At 72.1% G+C, this 22013-nt stretch carries 22 protein-coding genes; 8 read left to right on the top strand and 14 right to left on the bottom strand.

What is annotated here, in order from left to right; all coding sequences use genetic code 11:
- Position 1: 1 nt before the first annotated feature.
- The 9 genes from MON03_RS07800 to MON03_RS07760 form a co-directional block, all read right to left on the bottom strand.
- On the bottom strand, positions 2-778 hold the full coding sequence (locus MON03_RS07800) for a flagellar biosynthetic protein FliR (RefSeq protein ID WP_242091334.1): 777 nt from the start codon (positions 776-778) through the stop codon (positions 2-4).
- Entirely contained in the window at positions 778-1053 is a 276-nt protein-coding gene (gene fliQ, locus MON03_RS07795) for a flagellar biosynthesis protein FliQ (RefSeq protein WP_058726005.1), read from the bottom strand. Before fliQ ends, MON03_RS07800 begins: the two co-directional genes overlap by 1 nt.
- The gene (fliP, locus tag MON03_RS07790; protein WP_502798694.1) at positions 1053-1874 is read right to left on the bottom strand and encodes a flagellar type III secretion system pore protein FliP; all 822 of its coding nucleotides are present in this window, start codon (positions 1872-1874) and stop codon (positions 1053-1055) included. Before fliP ends, fliQ begins: the two co-directional genes overlap by 1 nt.
- The gene (locus MON03_RS07785; RefSeq protein ID WP_242091333.1) at positions 1871-2401 is read right to left on the bottom strand and encodes a FliO/MopB family protein; all 531 of its coding nucleotides are present in this window, start codon (positions 2399-2401) and stop codon (positions 1871-1873) included. The genes fliP and MON03_RS07785 overlap by 4 nt, the downstream gene beginning before the upstream one ends.
- Positions 2402-2403: 2 nt before the next feature.
- Complete coding sequence (gene fliN / locus MON03_RS07780) at positions 2404-3114, bottom strand: flagellar motor switch protein FliN (RefSeq protein WP_175329332.1); 711 nt, start codon at positions 3112-3114, stop codon at positions 2404-2406.
- Positions 3111-4034 (bottom strand): flagellar motor switch protein FliM, encoded by a 924-nt coding sequence (locus MON03_RS07775; protein WP_229727817.1) that lies wholly within the window; start codon positions 4032-4034, stop codon positions 3111-3113. Before MON03_RS07775 ends, fliN begins: the two co-directional genes overlap by 4 nt.
- 131 nt (positions 4035-4165) lie before the next feature.
- Positions 4166-5131: an OmpA/MotB family protein gene (locus MON03_RS07770; protein ID WP_022904936.1), complete on the bottom strand. Its 966-nt coding sequence runs from the start codon at positions 5129-5131 to the stop codon at positions 4166-4168.
- A 2-nt stretch (positions 5132-5133) separates the two neighbouring features.
- Positions 5134-5949: a motility protein A gene (locus MON03_RS07765; RefSeq protein ID WP_022904937.1), complete on the bottom strand. Its 816-nt coding sequence runs from the start codon at positions 5947-5949 to the stop codon at positions 5134-5136.
- A gap of 1 nt (position 5950) precedes the next feature.
- Positions 5951-6232 (bottom strand): flagellar FlbD family protein, encoded by a 282-nt coding sequence (locus MON03_RS07760; RefSeq protein ID WP_022904938.1) that lies wholly within the window; start codon positions 6230-6232, stop codon positions 5951-5953.
- Positions 6233-6498: 266 nt separating this feature from the next.
- On the opposite strand from MON03_RS07760, the gene MON03_RS07755 reads away from it, so the two are divergent.
- From MON03_RS07755 to MON03_RS07730, 6 genes are all read left to right on the top strand, one after another.
- Positions 6499-7356, top strand: coding sequence for a DUF4397 domain-containing protein (locus MON03_RS07755; protein WP_242091332.1), 858 nt, complete (start codon positions 6499-6501; stop codon positions 7354-7356).
- Between the two features lie 2 nt (positions 7357-7358).
- The gene (locus MON03_RS07750; RefSeq protein WP_229727818.1) at positions 7359-8012 is read left to right on the top strand and encodes a class F sortase; all 654 of its coding nucleotides are present in this window, start codon (positions 7359-7361) and stop codon (positions 8010-8012) included.
- Between the two features lie 97 nt (positions 8013-8109).
- Positions 8110-8655: an RNA polymerase sigma factor gene (locus MON03_RS07745; protein ID WP_242091331.1), complete on the top strand. Its 546-nt coding sequence runs from the start codon at positions 8110-8112 to the stop codon at positions 8653-8655.
- Between the two features lie 5 nt (positions 8656-8660).
- On the top strand, positions 8661-9512 hold the full coding sequence (locus MON03_RS07740) for an anti-sigma factor (RefSeq protein WP_242091330.1): 852 nt from the start codon (positions 8661-8663) through the stop codon (positions 9510-9512).
- A 9-nt stretch (positions 9513-9521) separates the two neighbouring features.
- A complete protein-coding gene (locus MON03_RS07735; protein ID WP_242091329.1) occupies positions 9522-10619 on the top strand; it encodes a hypothetical protein in 1098 nt (365 codons plus the stop codon).
- A gap of 91 nt (positions 10620-10710) precedes the next feature.
- Positions 10711-12270 (top strand): helix-turn-helix domain-containing protein, encoded by a 1560-nt coding sequence (locus MON03_RS07730; RefSeq protein ID WP_175329340.1) that lies wholly within the window; start codon positions 10711-10713, stop codon positions 12268-12270.
- Between the two features lie 345 nt (positions 12271-12615).
- On the opposite strand, the gene MON03_RS07725 is transcribed toward MON03_RS07730, so the two are convergent.
- The 5 genes from MON03_RS07725 to MON03_RS07705 all read right to left on the bottom strand — a co-directional run bounded on the left by MON03_RS07725 (position 12616) and on the right by MON03_RS07705 (position 19782).
- Positions 12616-15591, bottom strand: a complete 2976-nt coding sequence (locus tag MON03_RS07725; protein WP_242091328.1) for a glycoside hydrolase family 2 TIM barrel-domain containing protein — start codon at positions 15589-15591, stop codon at positions 12616-12618.
- Positions 15588-16478 carry a carbohydrate ABC transporter permease gene (locus MON03_RS07720; protein WP_022904039.1) on the bottom strand — a complete coding sequence of 297 codons (891 nt, stop codon included), beginning with the start codon at positions 16476-16478 and terminating at the stop codon, positions 15588-15590. The genes MON03_RS07725 and MON03_RS07720 overlap by 4 nt, the downstream gene beginning before the upstream one ends.
- Positions 16475-17431 (bottom strand): carbohydrate ABC transporter permease, encoded by a 957-nt coding sequence (locus MON03_RS07715; protein WP_022904038.1) that lies wholly within the window; start codon positions 17429-17431, stop codon positions 16475-16477. Before MON03_RS07715 ends, MON03_RS07720 begins: the two co-directional genes overlap by 4 nt.
- A complete protein-coding gene (locus tag MON03_RS07710; protein WP_242091327.1) occupies positions 17428-18693 on the bottom strand; it encodes an extracellular solute-binding protein in 1266 nt (421 codons plus the stop codon). Before MON03_RS07710 ends, MON03_RS07715 begins: the two co-directional genes overlap by 4 nt.
- Before the next feature lie 84 nt (positions 18694-18777).
- Positions 18778-19782: a carbohydrate kinase family protein gene (locus MON03_RS07705; RefSeq protein ID WP_175327831.1), complete on the bottom strand. Its 1005-nt coding sequence runs from the start codon at positions 19780-19782 to the stop codon at positions 18778-18780.
- Between the two features lie 116 nt (positions 19783-19898).
- On the opposite strand from MON03_RS07705, the gene MON03_RS07700 reads away from it, so the two are divergent.
- The gene (locus MON03_RS07700) at positions 19899-20654 is read left to right on the top strand and encodes a DeoR/GlpR family DNA-binding transcription regulator (RefSeq protein WP_242091326.1); all 756 of its coding nucleotides are present in this window, start codon (positions 19899-19901) and stop codon (positions 20652-20654) included.
- Positions 20651-21991: a 6-phospho-beta-glucosidase gene (locus MON03_RS07695; RefSeq protein ID WP_022904831.1), complete on the top strand. Its 1341-nt coding sequence runs from the start codon at positions 20651-20653 to the stop codon at positions 21989-21991. The genes MON03_RS07700 and MON03_RS07695 overlap by 4 nt, the downstream gene beginning before the upstream one ends.
- Positions 21992-22013: the final 22 nt, after the last annotated feature.

Genomic DNA, 22013 nt, shown 5'->3' with positions numbered 1-22013 from the left:
GTCACCCCCTGCCCGTGATCGCCTGGACGGCGTCGCCGGTGAGCGACGACACCACCGAGGGCAGGGCCATGACGAGGGCGCCCGCGAACAGCACCGTCAGGCCGATCTTGATCGGGAACCCCATCTGGAACGCGTTGAGCGCCGGCGCCACGCGGGTGAGGAGCCCGAGCCCGACGTCGGCGAGGAAGAGCACGACGACGAGGGGCCCCGCGATCTGGAGCGTCGACAGGAACATCTGCGTCAGGGCGTGCACGAGCACCCCGGAGAACCCGCCGAGCGCGAAGCCCCCCGGGGTGCCGTCCGCGCCGACGAGCGGCACCGCGTCGAAGGACCGGACGAGTCCGGCGACGATGAGCTGGTACCCGCCCGAGGCGAACAGGAGCGCGAGGGCGGTCATCTGGAACAGCCGCGTGAACTGCGCTCCCTGCACCTGCGACTGCGGGTCGAAGGCGGCAGCGAGGGTGAACCCGCCGAAGAGGTCGATGAGCGCTCCGGCGGACTGCACGGCGGCGAACACGAGGGAGACGAGGAACCCGAGCGCGAGGCCGACGACGAGCTGCGTCACCAGGGCGACGACGAACCCCCCGGTGTCGAGGCTCGCGTACCCCGCGGTGACGCGCGGTGCGACGCCGATGGCGAGCCCGATGCCGAGCACGACCTTCACCGTCGCGGGGAACGCGCGGTACGAGAACGGCGGTGCGATCACGAAGAACGCCACGAGCCGCACGCCCGCGAGCATGGTGCCCTCGAGGCGTGCTGCGTCGAACGCGAACTCCATCAGGCCGCTCCGAGCAGCTTCGGGATCATGTCGAACGCGGCGTGCGTGAACGCGATCATCTCGGAGATCATCCAGTTGCCGCAGACGACGAGGGCGATCGCGACCGCGACGGCCTTCGGCACGAAGGAGAGCGTGACCTCCTGGATCTGGGTCACCGACTGGAAGAGCGAGATCGCGAAGCCCACCACGAGGCTCGTCACGAGCACGGGCGCGGCGAGCTTGCCGGCGACGAGGAGCGCCTGCAGCACGAGGTCGAGGACGGCCTGCTGGTCCATCAGTGCACCACCTGGTACGACTCGATGAGCGACTTGATGATGAGCCCCCAGCCGTCGACGAGGACGAACAGCAGGATCTTGAAGGGCAGCGAGATCATCACCGGCGGGAGCATCATCATGCCCATCGACATGAGCGCCGCGGAGACGACGAGGTCGATGACGAGGAACGGGACGAAGATGACGAACCCGATGATGAAGGCGCTGCGGAGCTCGGAGATGATGAACGCCGGGATCACGGTGGTCATCGGCACGTCGGCCATGTCCTTCGGGTTCGCCTGACCGGCCGCCCGGGTGATGAGCGCCACGTCCTCCTCGCGCGTCTGGTGCAGCATGAACGTCCGCAGCGGCTTCGTGCCGACCTCGACCGCCTGCGCGAAGTCGAGGTGGCCGGCGAGGTACGGCTGCAGGGCGTCGTCGTTGATGTGCCCGATCACGGGCGCCATCACGAAGAGCGACAGGAAGAGCGCCAGGCCGGCGAGCACCTGGTTCGGCGGGATGGACTGGAGTGCGAGTGCGTTCCGGGTCATCGCGAGGACGACGAAGATCTTCGTGAACGACGTCATCATCAGCATGAGGGCCGGGGCGACGCTCAGCAGCGTGATGCCGATGAGCGTGACGACCGCGGACGACGGGGTGCCGTCCGGACCGTTCACGCTGACGCTGAAGTCACCGGTCGCGGGCGCCGTGGGCGTGGCGGGAGCGGTCGGCTGGACGACGCCGGCCGCGTGGGCGCCGGTGGCGGTGAGCATGAGGAAGCCGGCCACGACCGTCACCCCCAGCAGCAGGAGGGCGATCAGACGTCCGGTCCGCGCCGCGGTCACCCGGCCCGCCGGTTCCGGAGCGCCGAGGCGGCCTGCCGCCAGGTGTCGGCGGACAGGATCGACCCCTGCAGCTGCTGGGCGGTCGGCAGTGCGGCACGCTGCGCGCGACGGTTGCGGGGGCGCATCGGCAGCGGCTGCGCCGCGTCGGACGGGAGGGACGGGTCGGCTGCCGTCTGCTGCGCGAGTTCCTGACCGAACCGCTCGGCCGACGGGGTCGGACGCACGGGCAGCGTCACGGGTCCGGTCACGATGGTGAGTTCCGGCGCGGGCGCCTGCCCGCTGGTGAGCAGTGCGACGCCGTGCTCGGTGACCCCGAGCACGAGGCGCTCGCCCTCGACGTCGACCACGACGACGCTCGCCTTGCCGCCGATGCCCTGGCGCCCCACGACCTCGACCGAGGCCGAGCGACGACCGTGCGCCTTCCCGCCGACGAGCTTCTTCCGGCTGACCCGGTGCAGCACCCACATGAGGGCGAGCACCACGCCGAGCGAGAGCGCGACGCGGAGGACGATGACCGCGGTGTCCACGGTCAGACCGTCTCGGCGACGTCGAGGATCTTCGTGATGCGGACGGCGTAGTCCTGGTCGACCACGACGACCTCGCCGTGCGCGATGAGCCGGCCGTTCAGCAGCACGTCGGCGGGTGCGCCAGCGCTCCGGTCGAGCTCGACGACGGCACCGGGCTCCATGCCGAGGACGTCGCGGACGGACATCCGGGTGCGGCCGATCTCGACCGTCAGGGTCATCTCGACGTTGTTGATGCGGCCGAGGTTCCCGGTCGGGACGGTGACGGCGGGTGCGGTCGACGCGGAGACGGTGCCGTTCTCCCGGACGCGGATACCGAACCAGCCCCCGGGGACGCCGCCGGCGGTCAGCTCGAAGACCGCGGTCTCGGGGTCGGCGAGGAGGGACGCGGCCGACTCGACGCGGGCGTCGCCGAGGACGCCGATGCCGAGCACGCCGGCGGCCGCCTCGAGCGAGGGCCGCAGCACGTCCGTGACCTCCACGATGCCGTGCTCGGTGCCGCCGGCCGCCGTGACCGCACCGAGGTCGGTCAGGACGAGCGCGAGGTCGGCCGACAGGCCGCCGACGAACGACGCGACCACCCCGGTGGCCGCCGCCTCGAGCACGGCCGGTGTCGCGCCTCCAGGCAGGGCCACCGCGCTGAGCGGCGCCGCCGTCGGCAGGGCGACCACGAGGGCGTCGGCGGCGGTGGCGTGGAGGGTGGTGGTGGCGGTCATGCGGAGGGCTCCGTAGCTGCGGTGGTGGTGACGACGATGCCGGCGAGGCGCGACCCGTTCGCGCCGACGGCCGCGGTGCCGACGGGTTCGCCGTCGACCGCGATGGTGAGGGGCCGGTGCTGCGGGTGCGGCAGCGGGAGGAGGTCGCCGACGGCGAGGCCGAGGACCTGCGCCGGCAGCACCGTCGCCGGCGCGAAGCGCAGGCTGACGCCGACGGGGACGTTCGCGAGCTGCTCGTCGAGCAGGTGGCGCGCCTCGGCGGACGACACGTGCGTCGCCTGCTCCCCGAGCTGGGGCAGCACCGCCTCGGCGGGCAGCGCGAGGGTGCCGGGGGCCACGCGGTCGCCGACGCGGATCTCGAAGGACGCGACGATCATCAGGTCGCCCTTCTGCGCGGCCTGGGCGAACTGCGAGTTGAACTGGAACCCGCCGGCGGTGACGTCGTGCGCGAGCAGGCCGCCGAACGAGTAGCGGAGGTCGTCGAGGGCGTCCTCGACGATCTTGCGGACGAGCGCCTGCTCGATGGGCGTGAAGGTGCGCTCCGGCGTCGGCAGGGGCTTCGAGGCGCCGAGCGCGTGCGACACCCAGGTCAGTGCGGCGTCGAGCGGTACCTGGAGCACGCCCTTCGGGAGCACGTCGACGATCGGCAGCAGCACCATGCCGGTGAGGGCGGGCAGCGACGCGGCGTACTCGTCGTACGTCTTCATCTGCACGGACTCGCACGTCACCTGGCTGACGGCACGGACCTTCGCGGTGAGCTGCGTGCCCCACTGCCGGGCGAAGGTCTCGAAGGCGAGCTCGAGCACCCGGGCGTGCTCGCGGGCGAGCGTCGAGGGGCGCGCGAAGTCGTACACGTCGGGCCCGGACGCGTCGAGCACGCCGGACGTCGACGACGGTGCTGCGGACGCGGTCTCGATCACGGGTGCGTCTATCGGTCCGCTGGGGACCACCCGTCAGCGCTGTGCCCCCTTCTGGGGCGGTGGGGGCTCAGCCGTGCGTGCCCCCGTGGGGCGGTGGGGCTCAGCCGTGCGTGCCCGTGGGGCGGTGGGGCTCAGCCGCTCGCGACCCCCTTCGCGCTGTCCTGCGCCGCAGCGAGGGCCGGCATGAGCGCGCTGACGTCCTGGTCCTGGTTGGACAGCACCACGATGTCGACCCGTCGGTTCAGGGTGAGGGCCTGGTCCGAGTCGCCCTCCGCGAGCGGACGGCTCGACCCGAACCCGACGCTCTGCACGTGCGCGGCGGGCATCCCCCCGCGCTCGACGAGGTCGCGGAGCACGCCGGTGGCCCGCGCGGCGCTGAGCTCCCAGTTCGTCGCGTACGGCGCGGTGGAGTTGCGCTGGTCGGCGTGCCCCTCGACGCTGACGTCGTGGCCGCTCGTCCGGAGCACCGGCGCGATGGCGTCCATGATCCGCTTCGCCTGGTCCGAGAGGTCGGCGCTGTTGGTCGCGAAGTACGTCTCGCTGCCGACGAGCCGGACCGTGAGCCCGCGGGCGTCGACGGTGAACTGCACGTTCGAGGTCTGCCCTGCTCGGCGGAGGTTCTGCTTGATCGCGCGCTCGATGCCCTGGAGGTCGTCGAGCTCCCGCTCCGCCGCGGCGACGTCGGCCTTCGACGCGGCCGCGGGGACGGCCGTGCTCGTCGGGTCGGCGGTGGCCGTGCCGGGGCCGGCCTCGGCGTTGCTGCCCGCCTGGCCGCTCGACGCGCTCGAGTGGTCCGCCTGGGACTTGTCGATCGAGTAGCCGGAGCCGTCCTCCACCTGGTCCTTCGTCACGACGGTGCCGGACGCGGTGTCGATCTTCTGCGACTTCACCTCGCCGAACCCGGTCGCGAGCGAGTTCTTCAGCTGGATGTACTTCTGCTGGTCGACCGTCGACATCGCGAAGAGCACGAGGAACATGCACATCAGGACGGTGATCATGTCCATGTAGGACGCCATCCAGCGCTCGTCCGGGTGCTCCGCCTCGTCGTGTGACTTCTTGCCACGACCACGACCGCGACCGCGGGGGTTCGCGCTCATCGTCAGGCCGCCAGCTGCTGGTCGTCGTCGGCGGCGCGCTGCTTCTTCGCGGACTTCGCGTCCGCGATCCGAGCGGCGGGCGGGACCATCGCCTTGAGCCGCTCGCCGAGCAGCCGGGGCTGGCTGCCGGCCTGGACGGCGAGGAGGCCCTCCATCAGCAGCGTCTGCCGGTCGGTCTCGAGCTGCGCGAGCTTGCGGAGCTTGCCGCCGATGGGCAGCCAGAGGAAGTTCGCGGTGAGCAGCCCCCAGAGCGTGGCGACGAACGCGCTCGCGATCAGGGGCCCGAGCTCGTCCGGCTTGCCGAGGTTCGCGAGCACGTGCGTCAGCGACACGACGGTGCCGATGATGCCGACCGTCGGCGCGAAGCCGCCGAGGCCCATGAAGAACGCGCTCGCGCTCCGGACCGGGGCGGCGTTCGACTCGATCTCGTCCTCGAGGAGGATCCGCAGCTCGTCGCCGTCCGTGCCGTCGGCGATGTTCTGCAGCGCCTTCTTCATGAAGGGGTCGTCGTGCTTGTCGGCCTCCTGCTCGAGCGCCAGCAGGCCGTTCGCGCGGGCGGTCTCGGCGAGCCCGACCACGTCGTCGATGACCGACTGCGGTGGCGTGACCTTCCCCGTGAACGCCTTCGGGACGGCCGTGAAGCTGGCGATCGCGTCCTTGAGGGTCGTGCTGGCGATGCCGCAGCCGATGGTGGCGCCGAACACGAGGAGCATGGGCGCGGGCAGGAAGAGCCCGGCGAGCTCGACGTGCTCCATCTCGACCATGCCGAAGAGCGCGCCGAACGCGATGAGGATGCCGATGATCGTCGCGATGTCCACGTCAGCGGCCTCCGTCGTGCGCGTGCAGCGGGGCGACCGCGGCGAGGGTCGGCGCCGGCCCCGTGGCGTTCCGCGTCGGCTGCGCATCGGTGCCGTAGGCCATCCCGACGATGCGCGCGCGGTACGCCGCGATGAGGTCGATGACCTCGACCATGGACTCGCGCACGATGTACTTCGCGCCGTCGACCATGATGAGGGTCGTGTCCGGCGTCTCCTGGATGCGCTCCACGAGGTCCGGGTTGACAGCGAATCCGCTGCCGTTGAGTCGTGTGACGACGATCATGGCCCGTCCTGGTTCTCGATCGTCCCGCCGCCGTCCGTGGGGCGGGATGCCGCCCTTCCGTGGGCGTGCACCAGGGCCTATCGGTCCGGGCCCGCCGCTCGTAAGCGCATCGGGGCGCAGCGCCCCGGACGGGGTACGTCATCGTGAGCAGATGCCCAGGAACCGAGCGCAACCGGTGCGGGGGTCCGGCCGGTAGTACCCGGTGAGACGTCGAGGACGACGTCTCACCGACCGGCCCGCTCCGGGCCAGAGAAGGAGACGACACGATGCGCAAGAAGACCCTCGCCGCCGGCCTCGCGTCCGGTGTGCTGCTCGCCGCGACCGCTGCGGTGCTGCCTGCCGCGACCGCCACGGCCGCCAGCGGCGACGCCACCCTCTCCGTCCTGCACGCCGTCCCGTCCGTCACCGTCGACGTGTACCTCGACGGCAAGCGCGCCCTCGACGACTTCACGCCGGGCACCCTCGCCGGCCCGATGACGGTCCCCGCCGGCGCGCACTCGATCGCGATCACCGCCGGCGACGCGACGGACGACTCGAAGCCGATCATCGGCCCGGTGGACGTCTCGCTCGACGCCGGCGGCGACTACACCGCGGTCGCACACGACGACACCGACGGGAAGCCGACCGCGACCCTGTTCACGAACGACACCTCGGCCACTCCGGCGGGTCAGGGTCGTCTGATCGTCCGCCACGTCGCCGCCGCCCCCGCCGTCGACGTCCTGGCCGGCGGCAAGGCCGTGATCTCCGGGCTGACGAACCCGGACGAGCAGGCGCTGGAGCTCCCCGCGGGCACCGTCTCGGCCTCGGTCGCCGCTGCCGGCACCACCGACCCGGTGATCGGCCCGGCGGACGTCGCCGTGAAGGCCGGCACCGACACGATCGTCTACGCGTGGGGCAGCCTCGAGGACGGGAACCTCGCCCTCGCGACGCAGACGATCTCCGGCCTCGGCGGCACCCCGAACGGCGTGCCCGCGGGCAACGCCGGACTCGTCGCGACGAACCAGCCCGACGTCGCACCCTGGATCGGAGCCGCCGCAGCACTCCTCGCAGCCGCCGCGCTCGGGACCGTCGTCGTCCGGCGGCGTCGCACCGCGGACGCCGGTCGGCCGGACTCCGGTCGCTGATCGTGCTCCGCACGGCACGGTCGTCCGTGGCGGCGGTCGCCGTCGCCACGGCGGCCGTCGCCGTCCTGACCGGGTGCTCGTCGGCCGGCCCCCTCCCCGGCGGGCACCCCTCCCTCGCCCCGACGAGCACGCCGACGCCTCCCCCTGCGGCGTTCTCGACGGCGGTACCGCAGCAGGCAGCGACCGTCCCACCGGTCGCCCCGGCCGCTGCGGCACCCGCCCGGGTCGCCGTCGACTGGGCCGGCGTCACCGCGCCGGTCCGGCCGGAGGGCGTCGACGACGAGGGCGGCATGGCGCTCCCGCCGGACCCGTCGGTCGCCGGCTGGTACCGCTACGGCGCCGCACCGTCCTCGGCGGAGGGCACGGTGGTGCTCGCGGCCCACGTCGACGCCGTCGGCTACGGCGTCGGACCCTTCGCGCACCTCCGGGACGTGCCCGACGGCCGGACCGTCACGATCACCGACACCGCCGGTGCCGAGACGCGGTGGCGGATCGACTCGGTGTCCCTGCTCGAGAAGCGCGGGCTGCCCTGGGACGAGGTGTTCCGCACCGACGGCGACCGACGACTCGTGCTGGTCACCTGCGGTGGTGTGTTCGACGAGCGGACCCGCCACTACGAGAGCAACCTCGTCATCACCGCGACACCGGTGCCGTGACCCCGGAGACAGCACCGTGCACCCGCCGCACCCCGTCCCTCCGGCCCCCGTACGATCGAGCCACGGTCGAAGCCGACCGCCCCGACGACAGGACCACGTGACGACCACCCTCCCCGACGACGGCGAGCTCTCCCGCGCCTTCAGCGCCGGGAGCGAAGCCGCCCTGCGTGCCGTCTACGACCGGTGGTCGCCCCTGGTGCACACCCTGGCCCTGCGAGCCCTCCGTGACGCGATGGCCGCCGAGGACGTCACGCAGCAGGTCTTCGTGAAGGCCTGGCGGCGGTCCGGCAGCTTCGACCCCGCCCGCGGTCCGCTCGGCGCGTGGCTCGTCGGCATCACGCGCAACTGCATCGCGGACGCCCTGACCGAGCGCGCACGGCAGGCGCCGACCGTCGAGCCGACCGTCGTCGAGGAGACCGCGGCGGCACCCGAGTCGCCCTTCGACCTCGCCGAGCGGGCCCTCGTCGCCGGGGAGCTCGACCGCCTCGACGAGGAGCCGCGACGCGTCATGCGGTTGGCGTTCTACGAGGACCTCAGCCATCGTGAGATCGCGGAGCGGCTGCAGATCCCCCTCGGCACGGTGAAGAGCCACATCCATCGGAGCCTGGCTCGGCTCCGAACACGTTTGGAGGTGATCGAGTGAAGCACGTGGACGACGAGACGCTGGCGATGCTCGCGGTCACCGACGTCGTGGCGGACGACGAGGTCGCCGGTCACCTCGTGGCGTGCGCGCAGTGCCGCGCCGAGGTCGCGGACCTCCAGCGCGTCGCGGCCGTCACCCGGTCGGCGGCCGACGTCGACCTCGTCGCGCCTCCGGAGCGGGTCTGGGACCGCATCGCCGTGACCGTGCGGGCGGAGCAGGCTGGGGACGGCCTGGAGGCCCGGGTCGACCCCGCCTCGCCGGAGCAGCCCGACGCCGGTCCGGGCCCGACACCCGACGTCGGGTCGCCTGCGCAGCCCGTCGTGTCCCCGACGCGTCCGGGCGTGGCCGCGGTCCGACCCTCCGGCCGACGGGACCGGCCCGGCACCGCCACGCGCCGCCGTCGACGCCGGACGATCGCCGGGGTCGTGGCTGCCGGCGTCGGTGCGCTCGCGCTGCTCGTCGGTGTCGGCGTCGTCACCGGCGTCGTCCCGGGTCCGGGCAGCGGTGAGACCGTCGTCGCCCGGGCCACCCTCGACGCGCTGCCCGACTGGGGCGGCGCTCGCGGCACCGCCGAGCTCGAGCGGGACCGCGACGGGCGGTTGACGCTCGTCGTCGACGTCAGCGGTGACCGCGACGCCTCGGACACGGGGACACTGCGCGAGGTGTGGATGATGCGGTCGGACCTCAAGGGCCTCGTGAGCGTCGGGTTCCTCGACGGCGACCGCGGCCGGTTCACGGTGCCCGCCCACATGGACCCGGCGAAGTACCCGGTGATCGACGTCTCGGCCGAGCGCGACGACGGGGACCCGACGCATTCGGGCGACTCGATCGTCCGGGGCGACCTGCACGACCGGTAGCCTCGGGCCGTGATCACCGCCGCGGACCTGCTCGAGGGCCCGCGCGGCCGACGGTTCAGCCTGGAGCTGCTCCGTGCCGCGGGCGGGAGCTCTGCGGCAGCGGAGCACCTCGGCAACGTGCTGTTCTGGGCGGACGTGCACCTGACGCGCGAGCAGGGCCGTGAGGTCGCGCTGTGGGGGCTCACGCTCGACGACTCCGGCACGGTCACCTCGTCGAACCCGGACGCGGAACCGATGCCCACCCTCGCCGCCGTCGCCGCGGCACTCGATGCCGTCGAGCCCGCCGCGCTGACCCCGGACCAAGTGGTCGACGCCCTCGAACAGACCGCGGAGTCGGCGATCTGGTGGCAGGAGCGCGACGCGACCGACGACCTGCTCGCCCGCCCGGAGCTCGTCGCACCGCTGCGACGCCTCGCGGCCCGGGCGGCGGCGAGTCCCGTCGTGCAGCGGCTCGGTGGACAGGACCCCGTGCAGTGGGCGGTGTCGTTCGAGGGCGACGACGCCGGACGTCCGGCGCCGCCGATGCCCGAGCGGCTCGCCGAGTGGGCGGACGGGATCCGCGCCGACCAGGCGCGCGGCACGGACGGCCCGATGAGCGGCGAGTGGTGGACCTCGCCGCCCTGGCCCGCTCCGCAGACCTCCTCCGCACCCTTCACTGACCTCGGACCGCTCGCCCTGTGGGCCGTCGAGGACTCGTTCGGCTGGCAGCGCGCCGAGGTCACCGAGGCACACGGCGGACGGGTGAGCCGGACGATCGTCGTGGACCGCCCCGAGGACTGGGCCGACCTCTGCCGCCGGTTCCCGCTCGACGTCAGCGCGACGACCCGGCGGTGGGACTGGGGTGTCGCCACAGGACGAGCGGGTGCGTGGGTGATGCCGGACTGGACCGCTGCCGCAGCCGAGGTCGACGTCGTCGAGCTGACCGTCGCCGGCTGGTTCCGCTGCTCCGGGCTCGCCGTGCCGGTCGACGAGGACCGCGCGAGCGTCGTCGCCGGCTGGACGCCCGGCTCCCGGTACTGGCTCACCGAACCCGGTCCCGGACGGGGTGCGCACAGCACCTGGGGCCGCAGCCAGAACCACGGGCCCTGGGCACGCATCCCGGACTGACTTATCACAGACGGGATATTCCCGATCCGTTGCTGCGAGTTCGGCGAGTGATGTCACCCGTTTTATCTCATGAGCGTGTTAGCGTGCCCTCATGACCGACACCACCATCGTCGCTCCCCCGACCACCCCGGCCCCCCTCCGCGAGGTCGGCGCCCTCATCCGGGGCGCGCGTAAGGGCCGCAGCATGACCCAGGCGCAGCTCGCCGAGCGGGTCGGCACGAGCCAGAGCGCCATCAACCGGATCGAGCAGGGCGGGCAGAACCTCAGCCTCGAGATGCTCACCCGGATCAGCGACGCGCTCGACCAGCAGATCGTCTCGATCGGTGGAGCCCCGCAGCGCGCTCACCTCCGGGTGCAGGGCGGCCGGAAGCTCAGCGGCTCCATCGCGGTCAACTCGTCGAAGAACGCCGCCGTCGCGCTCCTGTGCGCCTCCCTGCTCAACCGGGGCGTCACGCGGCTGCACAGGGTCGCGCGCATCGTCGAGGTCGACCGCATCATCGACGTCCTCCGCAGCCTCGGCGCGAGTGTCACCTGGTCCGAGGACGGCGAGGTGCTCGAGATCGTCGCGCCGTCCGACCTCCGCCTCGACGCCATCGACGCCGACGCCGCCCGCCGTACCCGCAGCGTGCTCATGTTCCTCGGCCCGCTGAGCGGCCGGTTCGACGCCTTCCGCCTCCCCTACGCCGGCGGCTGCGACCTCGGTACCCGCACGGTCGAGCCGCACCTCATCGCGCTCCGGCCGTTCGGCGTCGACGTCGAGGCCACGAACGGCTGGTACGAGGTCGACGTGGCGAACAAGGACGTCCCGACGAAGTCGATCGTCCTGACCGAGCGCGGCGACACGGTGACCGAGAACGCGATCCTCGCCGCGGCCGCCCGCGACGGCGTGACGACGATCCGGAACGCCAGCCCGAACTACATGGTGCAGGACCTCTGCTTCTTCCTCGAGCTCCTCGGCGTGCAGGTCGAGGGCATCGGCACCACCACGCTCCGCATCACCGGCCGGAGCGTCATCGACGAGGTCGTGGACTACTGGCCGAGCGAGGACCCGGTGGAGGCGATGAGCCTCCTCACCGCGGGCATCGTCACCGGGTCGACGCTGACCGTCACGCGCGCGCCGATCGAGTTCCTCGAGATCGAGCTCGCGACCCTCGCCGAGATGGGCCTCCGCTTCGACGTCTCCGAGGAGTACGGCGCAGCGAACGGCCGCACCCGGCTCGTCGACATCACGGTGCACCCGTCCGAGCTGCACGCGCCGATCGACAAGATCCACGCGATGCCGTTCCCGGGCCTCAACATCGACAACCTGCCGTTCTTCGTCGTCATCGCCGCGTGCGCCACGGGCACCACGCTGGTGCACGACTGGGTGTACGAGGGCCGGGCGATCCACCTGCTCGACCTCACCCGCCTCGGCGCGAACGTCACGCTCCGCGACCCGCACCGCCTCGACGTCACCGGCCCGACGCACTTCTCCGGTGCCGAGGTCAGCTGCCCGCCTGCGCTGCGTCCGGCCGTCGTGATCCTGCTCGCGATGCTCGCCGCGAAGGGTGAGAGCGTCCTCCGCAACGTCGGCATCATCGCGCGCGGCTACGAGGGCCTGCAGGAACGCCTCAACTCGCTCGGCGCGTCGATCGAGACGTTCCACGACTGAGTAACGCGGCGTCGGTCCGGTCCTCACGGTGCGAGGTTCCACGCACTGTGCGACGGCGAACAGGTCGCACCGTGTGTGCAAGCTCGCACCGAGCGCAGGCACACCCCGCGCACCCGCGCACCCGCGCACCCGCTGCGCTGCCGCTCGCACGGTGCGAGGGGCGAGCCCGACGGTGCGAGGTTCCACACACGGTGCGACGGCGAACACCTCGCACCGTGTGTGCAAGCTCGCACCGAGCGCAGGCACACCCCGCGCACCCGCGCACCCGCGCACCCGCGCACCCGCACCGCGTGCGCGGCGTCGCTCAGCCGCGGCCGAGCGCCCGTCGCGCAGCGGGGCCGGCGCTCACGACACCGCGCGGAACACCACCTCGAGCGCGACCTGCCGCGGCCACAGCGCGAACCGCGGCAGCACGTCCGGTCCGCACGCCCGCGAGCCGAGTCCGTGCTGCGCGGCGTCGAGGTACAGGTGCAGGCGGTCGGACGCCGGCAGCTCGTGCGGGTGCTCCGCCCGGTCCCACTGCTGCGCCGTGTGCCTGGCGAGTTGGAACCCGGGCAGGTCCACGCCCGCGCCGCGCAGGGCGTCGATCGCGAGCCGTCCGATGCGCAGCTCCCGGAGGCCGGGACGGTGGCCGCTCTCCTGCGGCCGTGCGTACCGGACGCCGAGGGCGTCGACGACGGACGCGAACCGCCCGACCACGACGCCGTTGGCAGCGTCCGGGTAGGACTCGTGCGGGCCGGTCCCCCACCACTCGACCGCGTCCCCGAGGTCGTCAGGCAGGTCCAGGTGCAGGCCGATCCGCGGCCAGGTGCAGTCCCACGGTCCGACGGGCGCGGCGCTCCAGCGCAGCCGGAGGTCGTCGCCGTCGCCCGACCAGCGGAACTCCGAGTCGATGCCGGACCCGGTGCCGGCGGGCATCGACCGCAACCGCTGCACGAGGACACCGCCCTCGCGCGCGACCGCCGTCACACGGTGCGTCAGCCGGTCGAGTCCCCGCTCCCGCCACCGGTCGGCCGAGGGCGGCACGGATTCGTCGCCCCGTCCGGAGCTCAGTTCCGGCGACGTCGTCTCGTAGGAGCCCTGGCCGGACGCCCGGTCGTTCTCGGTCGGCGCGCGCCAGAGCTCGGGCACCAGGACGGCGACGTCGATGCCGTGCCAGGACCGCAACGCCCCGTCCTCGTCGAAGACCGCGGCGCTCGGCAGCACACCGGACGGGCGCGCCGACGGCGTCGGCGGCACGACCTCCACGACGGTCTGGACCTCGGCCACGACCTGCCCGCGCGGTGCCCACACGGTGTCCTGCCGGAGGGACGCCCGGAGCGTCAGGTGGGCCTCCCGGCCCCGACGCGGTGCGACCGCATCACTCGGCAGCGCGACGGTGACGTCGCGCCCCGGGCGGACGGGAGGCACGTCCAGCGCTCCGCCGTCGACCACGCGTCCGTCGACGCGCAGCTCCCACACCACGGCCAGGTCGGCCGTGTCGGCCTGCGCCCGCTGCGAGTGGACCGTGAGCGACGACCCCTCGCGCGTGAAGCGGACCGGAGCCCAGAGCCGCCCGAGGTCGGCGAGGGCCGGGCTCGGCGTCCCGTCGGAGAGGACGAGCCCGTCCATCACGAAGACGCCGTCGTGCACCGGTTCGCCGAAGTCGCCGCCGTACCCGAAGTACGCGACCCCGTCGTCGGTGGTGGTCCGGAGGCCGTGGTCCCGCCACTCCCACACGAACCCGCCGTGCAGCCGCGACCAGCGTTCGAAGCGGTCCTGGTAGTCGGCGAGCGAGCCCGGCCCGTTGCCCATGGCGTGGCCGTACTCGCACAGGACGAACGGCTTCGCGCGTTGCCGGGCGCCGGCAGCAGGGCCGACCTCGTGGACCGGCATGGCGAGGTCGCCGCAGACCGAGTCGATCTCCTCGATGGTGGGGTACATGCGCGAGTACAGGTCGGTGTACGCACCCTCGGTGTCGCCCTCGTAGTGGATCGGTCGCGACGGGTCGCGGCGGCGGATCCAGTCGGCCATCGCGGCGAGGTTGCGGCCCGTCCCGGACTCGTTGCCGAGGGACCAGACCACGACCGACGGGTGGTTCTTGTCGCGTTCGACGGTCCGGCGGACGCGGTCGAGGTACGCGTCCCGCCATGCGGGGTCGTCCGACGGGTTGCCCGACCAGTCGACCTCCCAGAAGCCGTGCGTCTCGAGGTCGCACTCGAGCACGACCCAGAAGCCGTACTCGTCGGCCAGTTCGAGGAAGCGCGGGTGCGGGGGTTGGTGCGCGGTCCGGATCGCTTGCACGCCGTGCTGCTTCATGAGCGACAGGTCGGTGCGGAGGGTGTCCTCGTCGAACACCCGGCCACGGTCCGGGTGGGTCTCGTGTCGGTTGACGCCGTGGAACACGAGCGGTACGCCGTTGACGAGCAGCCGGTCGCCGACGACCTCGACCCGGCGGAACCCGACGCGGAGCCGCACCGTCTCGGCGTCGGTGGCGATGACGACGTCGTGGAGCCGGGGCTCCTCGGCGGACCACGCGTCCACCGTGCCCACGTCGACCCGGGCCGGCGCGCCGGGGACGAGTCGTGCCTCCAGGCCGGTCTCGGGCAGACGGACCGTCACCTGCGTCGCGGTGGTGACCGTCTCGACGACGAGGGTGCCGCGGCCGGTCACCGGGTCGCGATCGGCGGTGACGAAGACGTCGTCGAGGCCGCCGTCCGGGCGGTGTTCGAGGGTGACCGAGCGGAACACGCCGGGCAGCCACCACTGGTCCTGGTCCTCGAGGTAGCTCCCCTGCGACCACTGGTGCACCCGGATCGCGACCGTGTTCGCGCCGGGGCGGAGGAGTCCGGTGACGTCGTACTCGGTCGTGAGACGGCTGCCCGTCGACCACCCGACGGTCCGGCCGTTCACCCAGACCCGCGCGAGCGACTCGGCACCGTCCAGGCGGAGCAGGGTCCGGCCTCCGGCGGGCCACCAGTCCGGCAGGTCAACGGTCCGGACGTGGTCACCCGTCGGGTTGCGGTCGGGGACGTGGGGCGGGTCGACCGGGAACGGGTAGCGGATGTTCGTGTAGGCGGGAGCGCCGTGACCGTGGAGGACCCAGTGCGAGGGGACGGGGAGGTCGGACCAGTCGGGCCCGGTCGCGCCGTCCGTGCCGGCGGCGAACGGCGGGACACCGTCGACCTCGTCCCGCGGTGCCCGGTCGTGCAGCCGGAAGCGCCACGTGCCGTCGAGCGACAGCGTCTTGGCGTCCGACCGGAGCCTGGCGCGCGGCGGCAGGCGCGAGCCGGACCCCGGAGCGGTCGTGCCGAGCGGTCCGACGGCCCCGGGAGCCGTCACTTGATCGCGCCCTTCGCGATGTCCCCGATGAACTGCCGTGCACCGATGAGGAACACCACGAGCAGCGGCAGGACGGACAGCAGTGCTCCGGCCATCACCATGCTGTAGTTGTTCGCGAACGTCGTGTTCAGCTGCGCCATCGCCACCTGCAGCGTGAGGTGGTTCGGGTCGTTCAGCACGATGAGGGGCCAGAGGTAGTCGTTCCACGAGCCGATGAACGTGAAGATGCCGAGGAAGCCCAAGCCCGGACGGATGAGCGGGATGCAGACCGTCCACCACTGCCGGAAGAACCCGGCTCCGTCGATCACGGCGGCGTCCATGAGCTCGTCGGGGACGCTCGACAGGATGTACTGCCGCAGCCAGAAGATGCCGAACGCGTTCGCCGCCGCCGGGACGATGAGCGCCTGCAGGTGCCCCACCCAGCCGAGGTTCGTCATGGTGATGAACTGCGGGATGATCGACAGCTGCATCGGGAGCATGAAGGTCACGAGCACGATCGTGAAGAGGGTCTTCCGCAGCGGGAAGTCGAACTTCGCGAAGGTGAACGCGGCGAGCGAGTCGAAGAAGAGCACGAGGGCCGTGACGCTCACCGAGACGATGACCGTGTTCAGCAGCGCGCCGCCGAAGTCGATCTTGTCGAAGACCTCCCCGATGTTCTGGAACAACCAGGGCCCGGGGACGAACACCGGCGGGGACTTGTAGATGTCGCTCGTCGTGTTGCTCGCCATGACGAACAGCCAGTAGAGGGGGAAGATCGAGACCACGGCGCCGACGGTGAGCAGCGTGTACAGGACGACGCGGGAGGCGCCGGGGCCCCGACGCCGACGGCGGGTCACGGTGGTGCGGCTCGACGGCGCCGCGGTGGTCGGTCGGGTCAGGACGGTCACGCGCGTGCCTCTTCCTTCCGGCCGGCGGTGAAGCGCCAGCTGATGATCGTGAACACGACGACGATGAGGAACACGCCCCACGCGATCGCGGCACCGTAGCCGAAGCGGTTGAACCCGAAGGCCTGCTGGTAGAAGTACAGGACCATCGTGAGGCCGCCCTGGCCGGCGCCGCCGCTGTTCGTCGAGCCGGCGGTGGTGGTGAGGACCTGGGCCTCCGTGAAGCTCTGGAGGCCGGTGATGGTGCTGACGACGAGCACGAAGATCACGGTCGGGCGCAGCAGCGGCAGGGTGATCGAGAAGAAGCTCCGGAAGGCCCCGGCGCCGTCGATCTTCGCGGCTTCGTAGACCTCGCCGCCGATCGACTGCATGCCCGCGAGGAAGATGATCGCGTTGTAGCCGGTCCACTGGTACGTGATGAGCAGCGACACCGTGACCTGGATGCCGAACGGGGTGCTCAGCCAGGGGACCGCGGGGAGGCCGATCGCGTGCAGCAGCGTGTTGGCGAGCCCGAAGTTCTGCCCGAAGATCGAGCCGAACAACACCGCCATCGCGACGACCGACGTGATGTTCGGGATGAAGTAGGCGATCCGGAACGCCGTGCTGTACCGGACGGCGCTGTTGAGCATCGCTGCGATGACGATCGCGATGACGAGCATCGGGAACGTCGACAGCGCGAAGATGACGAACGTGTTCCTGATGGAGAGGTAGAACGTCGGGTCGGCGAAGAGCTTCTGGAAGTTCTCGAGACCGACCCACGTGGGGTCGCCCAGCCCGTTCCAGTCCTGGAAGGAGAGGACGAGCGAGTACATCGTCGGGTAGAGCCCGAAGACGAGGAACAGGACGAAGAACGGAGCGACCGCGAGGTACATCGGCCAGGTGCGGCGGATGCCCCGCCGGCGGGGCCGGGTCGTGGGACCCGGCCCCGCCAGCGACGGTGCGACGGACGTGGTCACTGCGCCGATTCCAGTGCCGACTTCGCGGCCTTCACCGCGTCGTTCCATGCCTGGTCCGGGTCCTTGCCGCCCTGGATGTTCGTCAGCTCGACCAGGTACGGCGCCGACACCTGCGCGTCGTAGGGGCTGGTGTACTTCGTGGGCATCGACTCGATCGACTTCTGGAAGACCGAGACGGTGTCCTGTCCGCCGAAGAACGAGTCACCCTCGGTGAGCGCGGACTCGGAGAGGGCCTTCGACGAGGACGGGAAGTTGCCGACCTGGCTGTACGTGGTGGCCTGCGCGGACGGGGCGACCAGCGCCTCGATCACCTTGAGGGCGGCCTTCTTGTCCGAGGTCGCTGCGGGGATGGTGAGGAACGAGCCGCCCGCGTTGCCGGGTCCGCCCGGGGTGGCGGTCACGCGCCACTTGCCCGAGGTGTCGGGTGCGGCGCTCTTGATGTCGCCGGCGTGCCACGCTGCGCCGATGACGGTCGGGATCTTGCCCTGGTTGACGGCCGAGGCCCAGTCCGGGCTGCCGTCCTCGATGTTGGCGACGATGCCGGCCTTCTCGGCGGTCACCGCGCGGTCCCAGGCCTCCTTCACCGTCGCGCTGTCGCCGGTGAACTTCCCCGACTTGCTCACGAAGCCGCTGTCGGCCTGCGCCATCGACCAGCTGAAGACGTCGCCCATGGACACCTCGAGCGAGGCCCCGGTCTTCGCCTTGAGCTGCTTGCCGAACGCGAAGTACTCGTCCCACGTGCTCGTGGCGGCGGCGACGGCGGCGGGCTCGCTCGGCAGGCCGGCCTCGGCGAGGACGTCCTCGCGGTAGAACAGGGCCGAGGGGCCGATGTCGGTCGGGATGCCGATGAGCTTGCCGTCCGACGTCGTCGCCTCGGCGAGCTTCCACTTCGGGAACTGGGCGAGGTAGGACGCCGGGACGAGCGACTTCAGGTCGGTGAAGAGGCTCGACTGCTGCAGGAAGTAGGGCATGTCCTCGCCCTTGACGCCGGTGATCGACGGGACGTTCGTCTTGCCGGTGAAGGTCGTGACGAGCTTCTGCTTGAAGTCACCGCCGATCACGTTCACCTGCAGCTTGTCGGAGGCGAACTCCTTCTTCGCGCTCGAGACGACCGAGTCGCCGAGGGCGCCGGGCCAGAGCCACGCGGTCAGCTTGCCGTCGGACGCGGACGATCCGGCGGAGCAGCCGGTGAGGACGAGTGCCGCGGCGACCGCGGTGGCGAGGACCGCGGCGGTGCGGCGTCGCTTCGTGGGGGTGCGCATGGGGTCTCCTGTGGTCGGGTGGAAGGGGAGGAAGAGCGGGGAACTGGTGGGGCTGGGGTGGCGGAGCTGGGGGTGGTGCGGTGTTCAGCGGGCGCGGCCCGCCGGTGCGGCGGTCGCTGCCGGGAGGCCCGTGGTGACGAAGCCGTACCGGTCCCGGTCCGCGGCGGCCGGGTTGGCAGCCAGCCACGGTGCGAGTTCGTCCCGTCGGGGCGCGGTTGCGGCGCCGCCGGGTCGGGACACGGTGATCGCGGCGACGAGCGCCGCGAAGTCGATGCGTTCGCGCAGCGGTCGGTCCTCGAGGGACGCGACCGCGAGGGCTGCGCAGAAGACGTCGCCCGCACCGGTCGCGTCGACCGCGTGCACCCGCACGGGCGGCGCGACGACCTCCTCACCGGTGGACGAGTCGACGGCGACGACACCGTCGCCGCCGAGGGTGACGACGCTGAGGGGCACGCGTTCGGCGAGGGCCCGGGCCGCGGCGCGGGCGTCGTCGGTCCGGGTGTAGGCCATGGCCTCGCGGTCGTTCGGCGTGAACGCGTACGCACCGTCGACGGCGTCGAGCAGCGCGGGGTCCCACGTCCCCGTGGCGTCCCACCCGACGTCGGCGAAGACGCGGAGGCCGCGGCTCGCGCTCGTCCGGACCCAGTCGGCGGTCGTCTCGTCGACGTGCAGTGCCGCGACCCGTCCGCCCTGTGCCGGCAGCAGTTCCGGCAGCGGGACGGGAGCGGCCGTCCCGCCGGTGATGATCGCGCGGTCGCCGTCGTAGCCCATGCAGGCGCTCACCGGGATCGACCAACCCGGGGCTCGGTGCAGCAGCGCGGTCCCGATCCCCTCACGGGCGAGCGCGGCGCGGCAGAGGCCGCTGAGCTCGTCGTCGCCCACCACGGCGGCGACGTCGGTGGACGCACCGAGTCGTGCTGCGGCGATGGCGAAGTTCGCGATGCCGCCCGGCGTCCACGCGAAGTGCGGCGTCCAGTGCTCCTGTCCGAGCACGGGGCCGTGCGGGAGGTCGGCGAACACGGCGTCGAAGAAGAGCAGGCCCGCGACGAGCACGTCGGCATCGGTGCTCGAGGTTCGTCGGTCGTCCATCGCTGCTCCATCGGTCGGCTTGTGAGCACTTTCTAACACAGTTCGATCGATTGCACGCATCTTTTTGTTTGAAAACAATTGCATGTTGAGCGAAGTTGATCGGTATGCTGATCGACGTGAAGGACATCCGCGATCTCGCCATCCTCGACCACCTCCGGACGTCGCGCGCCGCCTCGGTCACCGACCTCGCCGCCGCCACCGGGTCGAGCGTCGCGACGATCCGCCGTGACCTCCAGCGCCTCGACGACGCCGGTCTGCTGCGGCGCACGCACGGCGGCGCCGTCCTCCCCGACACCCACGAGGGCGACTCCCCGTTCCTCGAGGTCGAGACCGTCAACCGCACCGCGAAGCGTCGGATCGCCGAGGCCGCGGCCCGGTTCGTCGAGGACGGTCACACGATCGTGCTCGACATCGGCACGACGGTGCTGCAGCTCGCCGACCTCCTCCGCGGCCGTCCGATCACCGTGATCACCGCGAACATGGCCGTGTTCGAGCTCCTGAAGGACGACCCGGCGGTGCACCTCGTCCTCCTGCCGGGCGACTACGACCCCGTGTACCACTCGGTCTCGGGCCACCTGACCACCGACTCGCTCCGACTCATCCGCGCCGACCACGCCTTCCTCGGCGTCAGCGGGATCTCGGCGAGCGGCGACCTGCGCGACACCACGATCGCCCAGGTCCCCATCAAGCAGGCGATCGCCGACGCGTGCGACGAGGTCACCGTCCTCGCCGACAGCAGCAAGTTCCCGGGCACCGGGGCGGCACGCATCGACCTGCCGTCATCGATCGTGCGGATCGTCACCGACGACGACCCGCCGGTCCCGGTCGCCGCCGCGTTCGCCGCGCACGGCGTGGAGGTCCTCGTCGCATGAAGCTCGTCATGATCGGCGGTGGCGGGTTCCGCACACCGCTCGTCCACTCCGCCCTCCTGCGCGACCGGGAGCCCGGCCGGGTGACCGAGGTCGCCCTCGTCGACGTCGACGCCGACCGCCTCCGCACGATGGCGCGGATCCTCGCCGACCAGGCCGAGGGCGTGCCCGACGCGCCCACCGTGAGCGTGCACACCGACGTGGAGGACGCGCTCCCGGGAGCGGACTTCGTCTTCTCGGCCATCCGGGTCGCGGGCATGGAGGGCCGAGCGACCGACGAACGCATCGGCCAGTCCCACGGCGTGATCGGGCAGGAGACCGTCGGGTTCGGCGGCATCTCCTACGCCCTCCGGACGCTGCCCACCGTCATGGAGCTCGCGCACACCGTCAAGCGGCTCGCCCCCGACGCGTGGGTGATCAACTTCACCAACCCCGCCGGCGTCGTGACCGAGGCGATGTCCACCGTGCTCGGCGAGCGGGTCATCGGCATCTGCGACTCCCCCATCGGCCTCGCCCGGCGGGCGCTCGGCACCCTCGGCGTCCAGCACGGGCCCGACGTCGAGCTCGAGTACGCGGGCCTCAACCACCTCGGTTGGCTGACCGCCGTGCGCGTCGACGGGGTCGACCGGCTGCCGGAGGTCCTCGCGGACGCCGGCCGGATCGAGTCGTTCGAGGAGGGCAAGCTCTTCGGAGCCGAGTGGATCCAGGCCCTCGGTGCGCTGCCGAACGAGTACCTGCACTACTACTCGTACCGACGGGACGTCCTGCAGGCCGACCAGTACGCACCGCACACGCGCGCCCGGTACCTCGTGGAGCAGCAGGACCGCTTCTGGGCCGTCGCCGGCGCGTGCGAGCACCCGTACCGAGCCTGGCAGGACAGCCGCAACGAGCGCGAGGCCAGCTACATGGCGACCAACCGCGACTCGGCCGGCATGGGTGAGCGCGACGTCGAGGACATGACCTCGGGGGGCTACGAGGACGTCGCGCTCGCGCTCATGCGCGGCATCGCGTACGACCAGCGCGCCCGGCTCATCCTCAACGTGCGGAACCGGGGCGCACTCGCCGGCCTCGACGACGACGCCGTGGTCGAGATCCCGTGCATCGTGGACGCCGCCGGCGCACACCCGATCCCGGGCGCGCGTGTCCCGGACTTCGGACTCGGGACGGTCACCGCCGTCAAGTACGTCGAACGGCAGACCATCCAGGCGGCGCTGCACGGCGACCGGGCAGCAGCGCTGCGCGCCCTCGCGCACCACCCGCTCGTCGACTCCGTGCGCGTCGCGCGCGCCCTGCTCGAGGACGCGCGCTCCTCGTTCCCGCACCTGTCCTACCTTTCCTGAACCGCGCCTCCAGGTCGTCCCT

It is taken from the genome of Curtobacterium sp. DN_7.5 (assembly GCF_022655355.1).
Lineage (GTDB): Bacteria > Actinomycetota > Actinomycetes > Actinomycetales > Microbacteriaceae > Curtobacterium > Curtobacterium luteum.
Note: the sequence above shows the minus strand (reverse complement) of the source record. Positions and strands in the feature narration are given on the sequence as shown.

Excerpts from the sequence above, each read along its gene's own strand:
- fliQ (WP_058726005.1), bottom strand. The coding sequence starts at position 1,053 with ATGGACCAGCAGGCCGTCCTCGACCTCGTGCTGCAGGCGCTCCTCGTC.
- MON03_RS07800 (WP_242091334.1), bottom strand. The coding sequence starts at position 778 with ATGGAGTTCGCGTTCGACGCAGCACGCCTCGAGGGCACCATGCTCGCG.
- MON03_RS07730 (WP_175329340.1), top strand. The coding sequence starts at position 10,711 with ATGACCGACACCACCATCGTCGCTCCCCCGACCACCCCGGCCCCCCTC.
- MON03_RS07770 (WP_022904936.1), bottom strand. The coding sequence starts at position 5,131 with ATGAGCGCGAACCCCCGCGGTCGCGGTCGTGGTCGTGGCAAGAAGTCA.
- MON03_RS07710 (WP_242091327.1), bottom strand. The coding sequence starts at position 18,693 with ATGCGCACCCCCACGAAGCGACGCCGCACCGCCGCGGTCCTCGCCACC.
- fliN (WP_175329332.1), bottom strand. The coding sequence starts at position 3,114 with ATGACCGCCACCACCACCCTCCACGCCACCGCCGCCGACGCCCTCGTG.
- MON03_RS07760 (WP_022904938.1), bottom strand. The coding sequence starts at position 6,232 with ATGATCGTCGTCACACGACTCAACGGCAGCGGATTCGCTGTCAACCCG.
- MON03_RS07705 (WP_175327831.1), bottom strand. The coding sequence starts at position 19,782 with ATGGACGACCGACGAACCTCGAGCACCGATGCCGACGTGCTCGTCGCG.
- MON03_RS07695 (WP_022904831.1), top strand. The coding sequence starts at position 20,651 with ATGAAGCTCGTCATGATCGGCGGTGGCGGGTTCCGCACACCGCTCGTC.
- MON03_RS07755 (WP_242091332.1), top strand. The coding sequence starts at position 6,499 with ATGCGCAAGAAGACCCTCGCCGCCGGCCTCGCGTCCGGTGTGCTGCTC.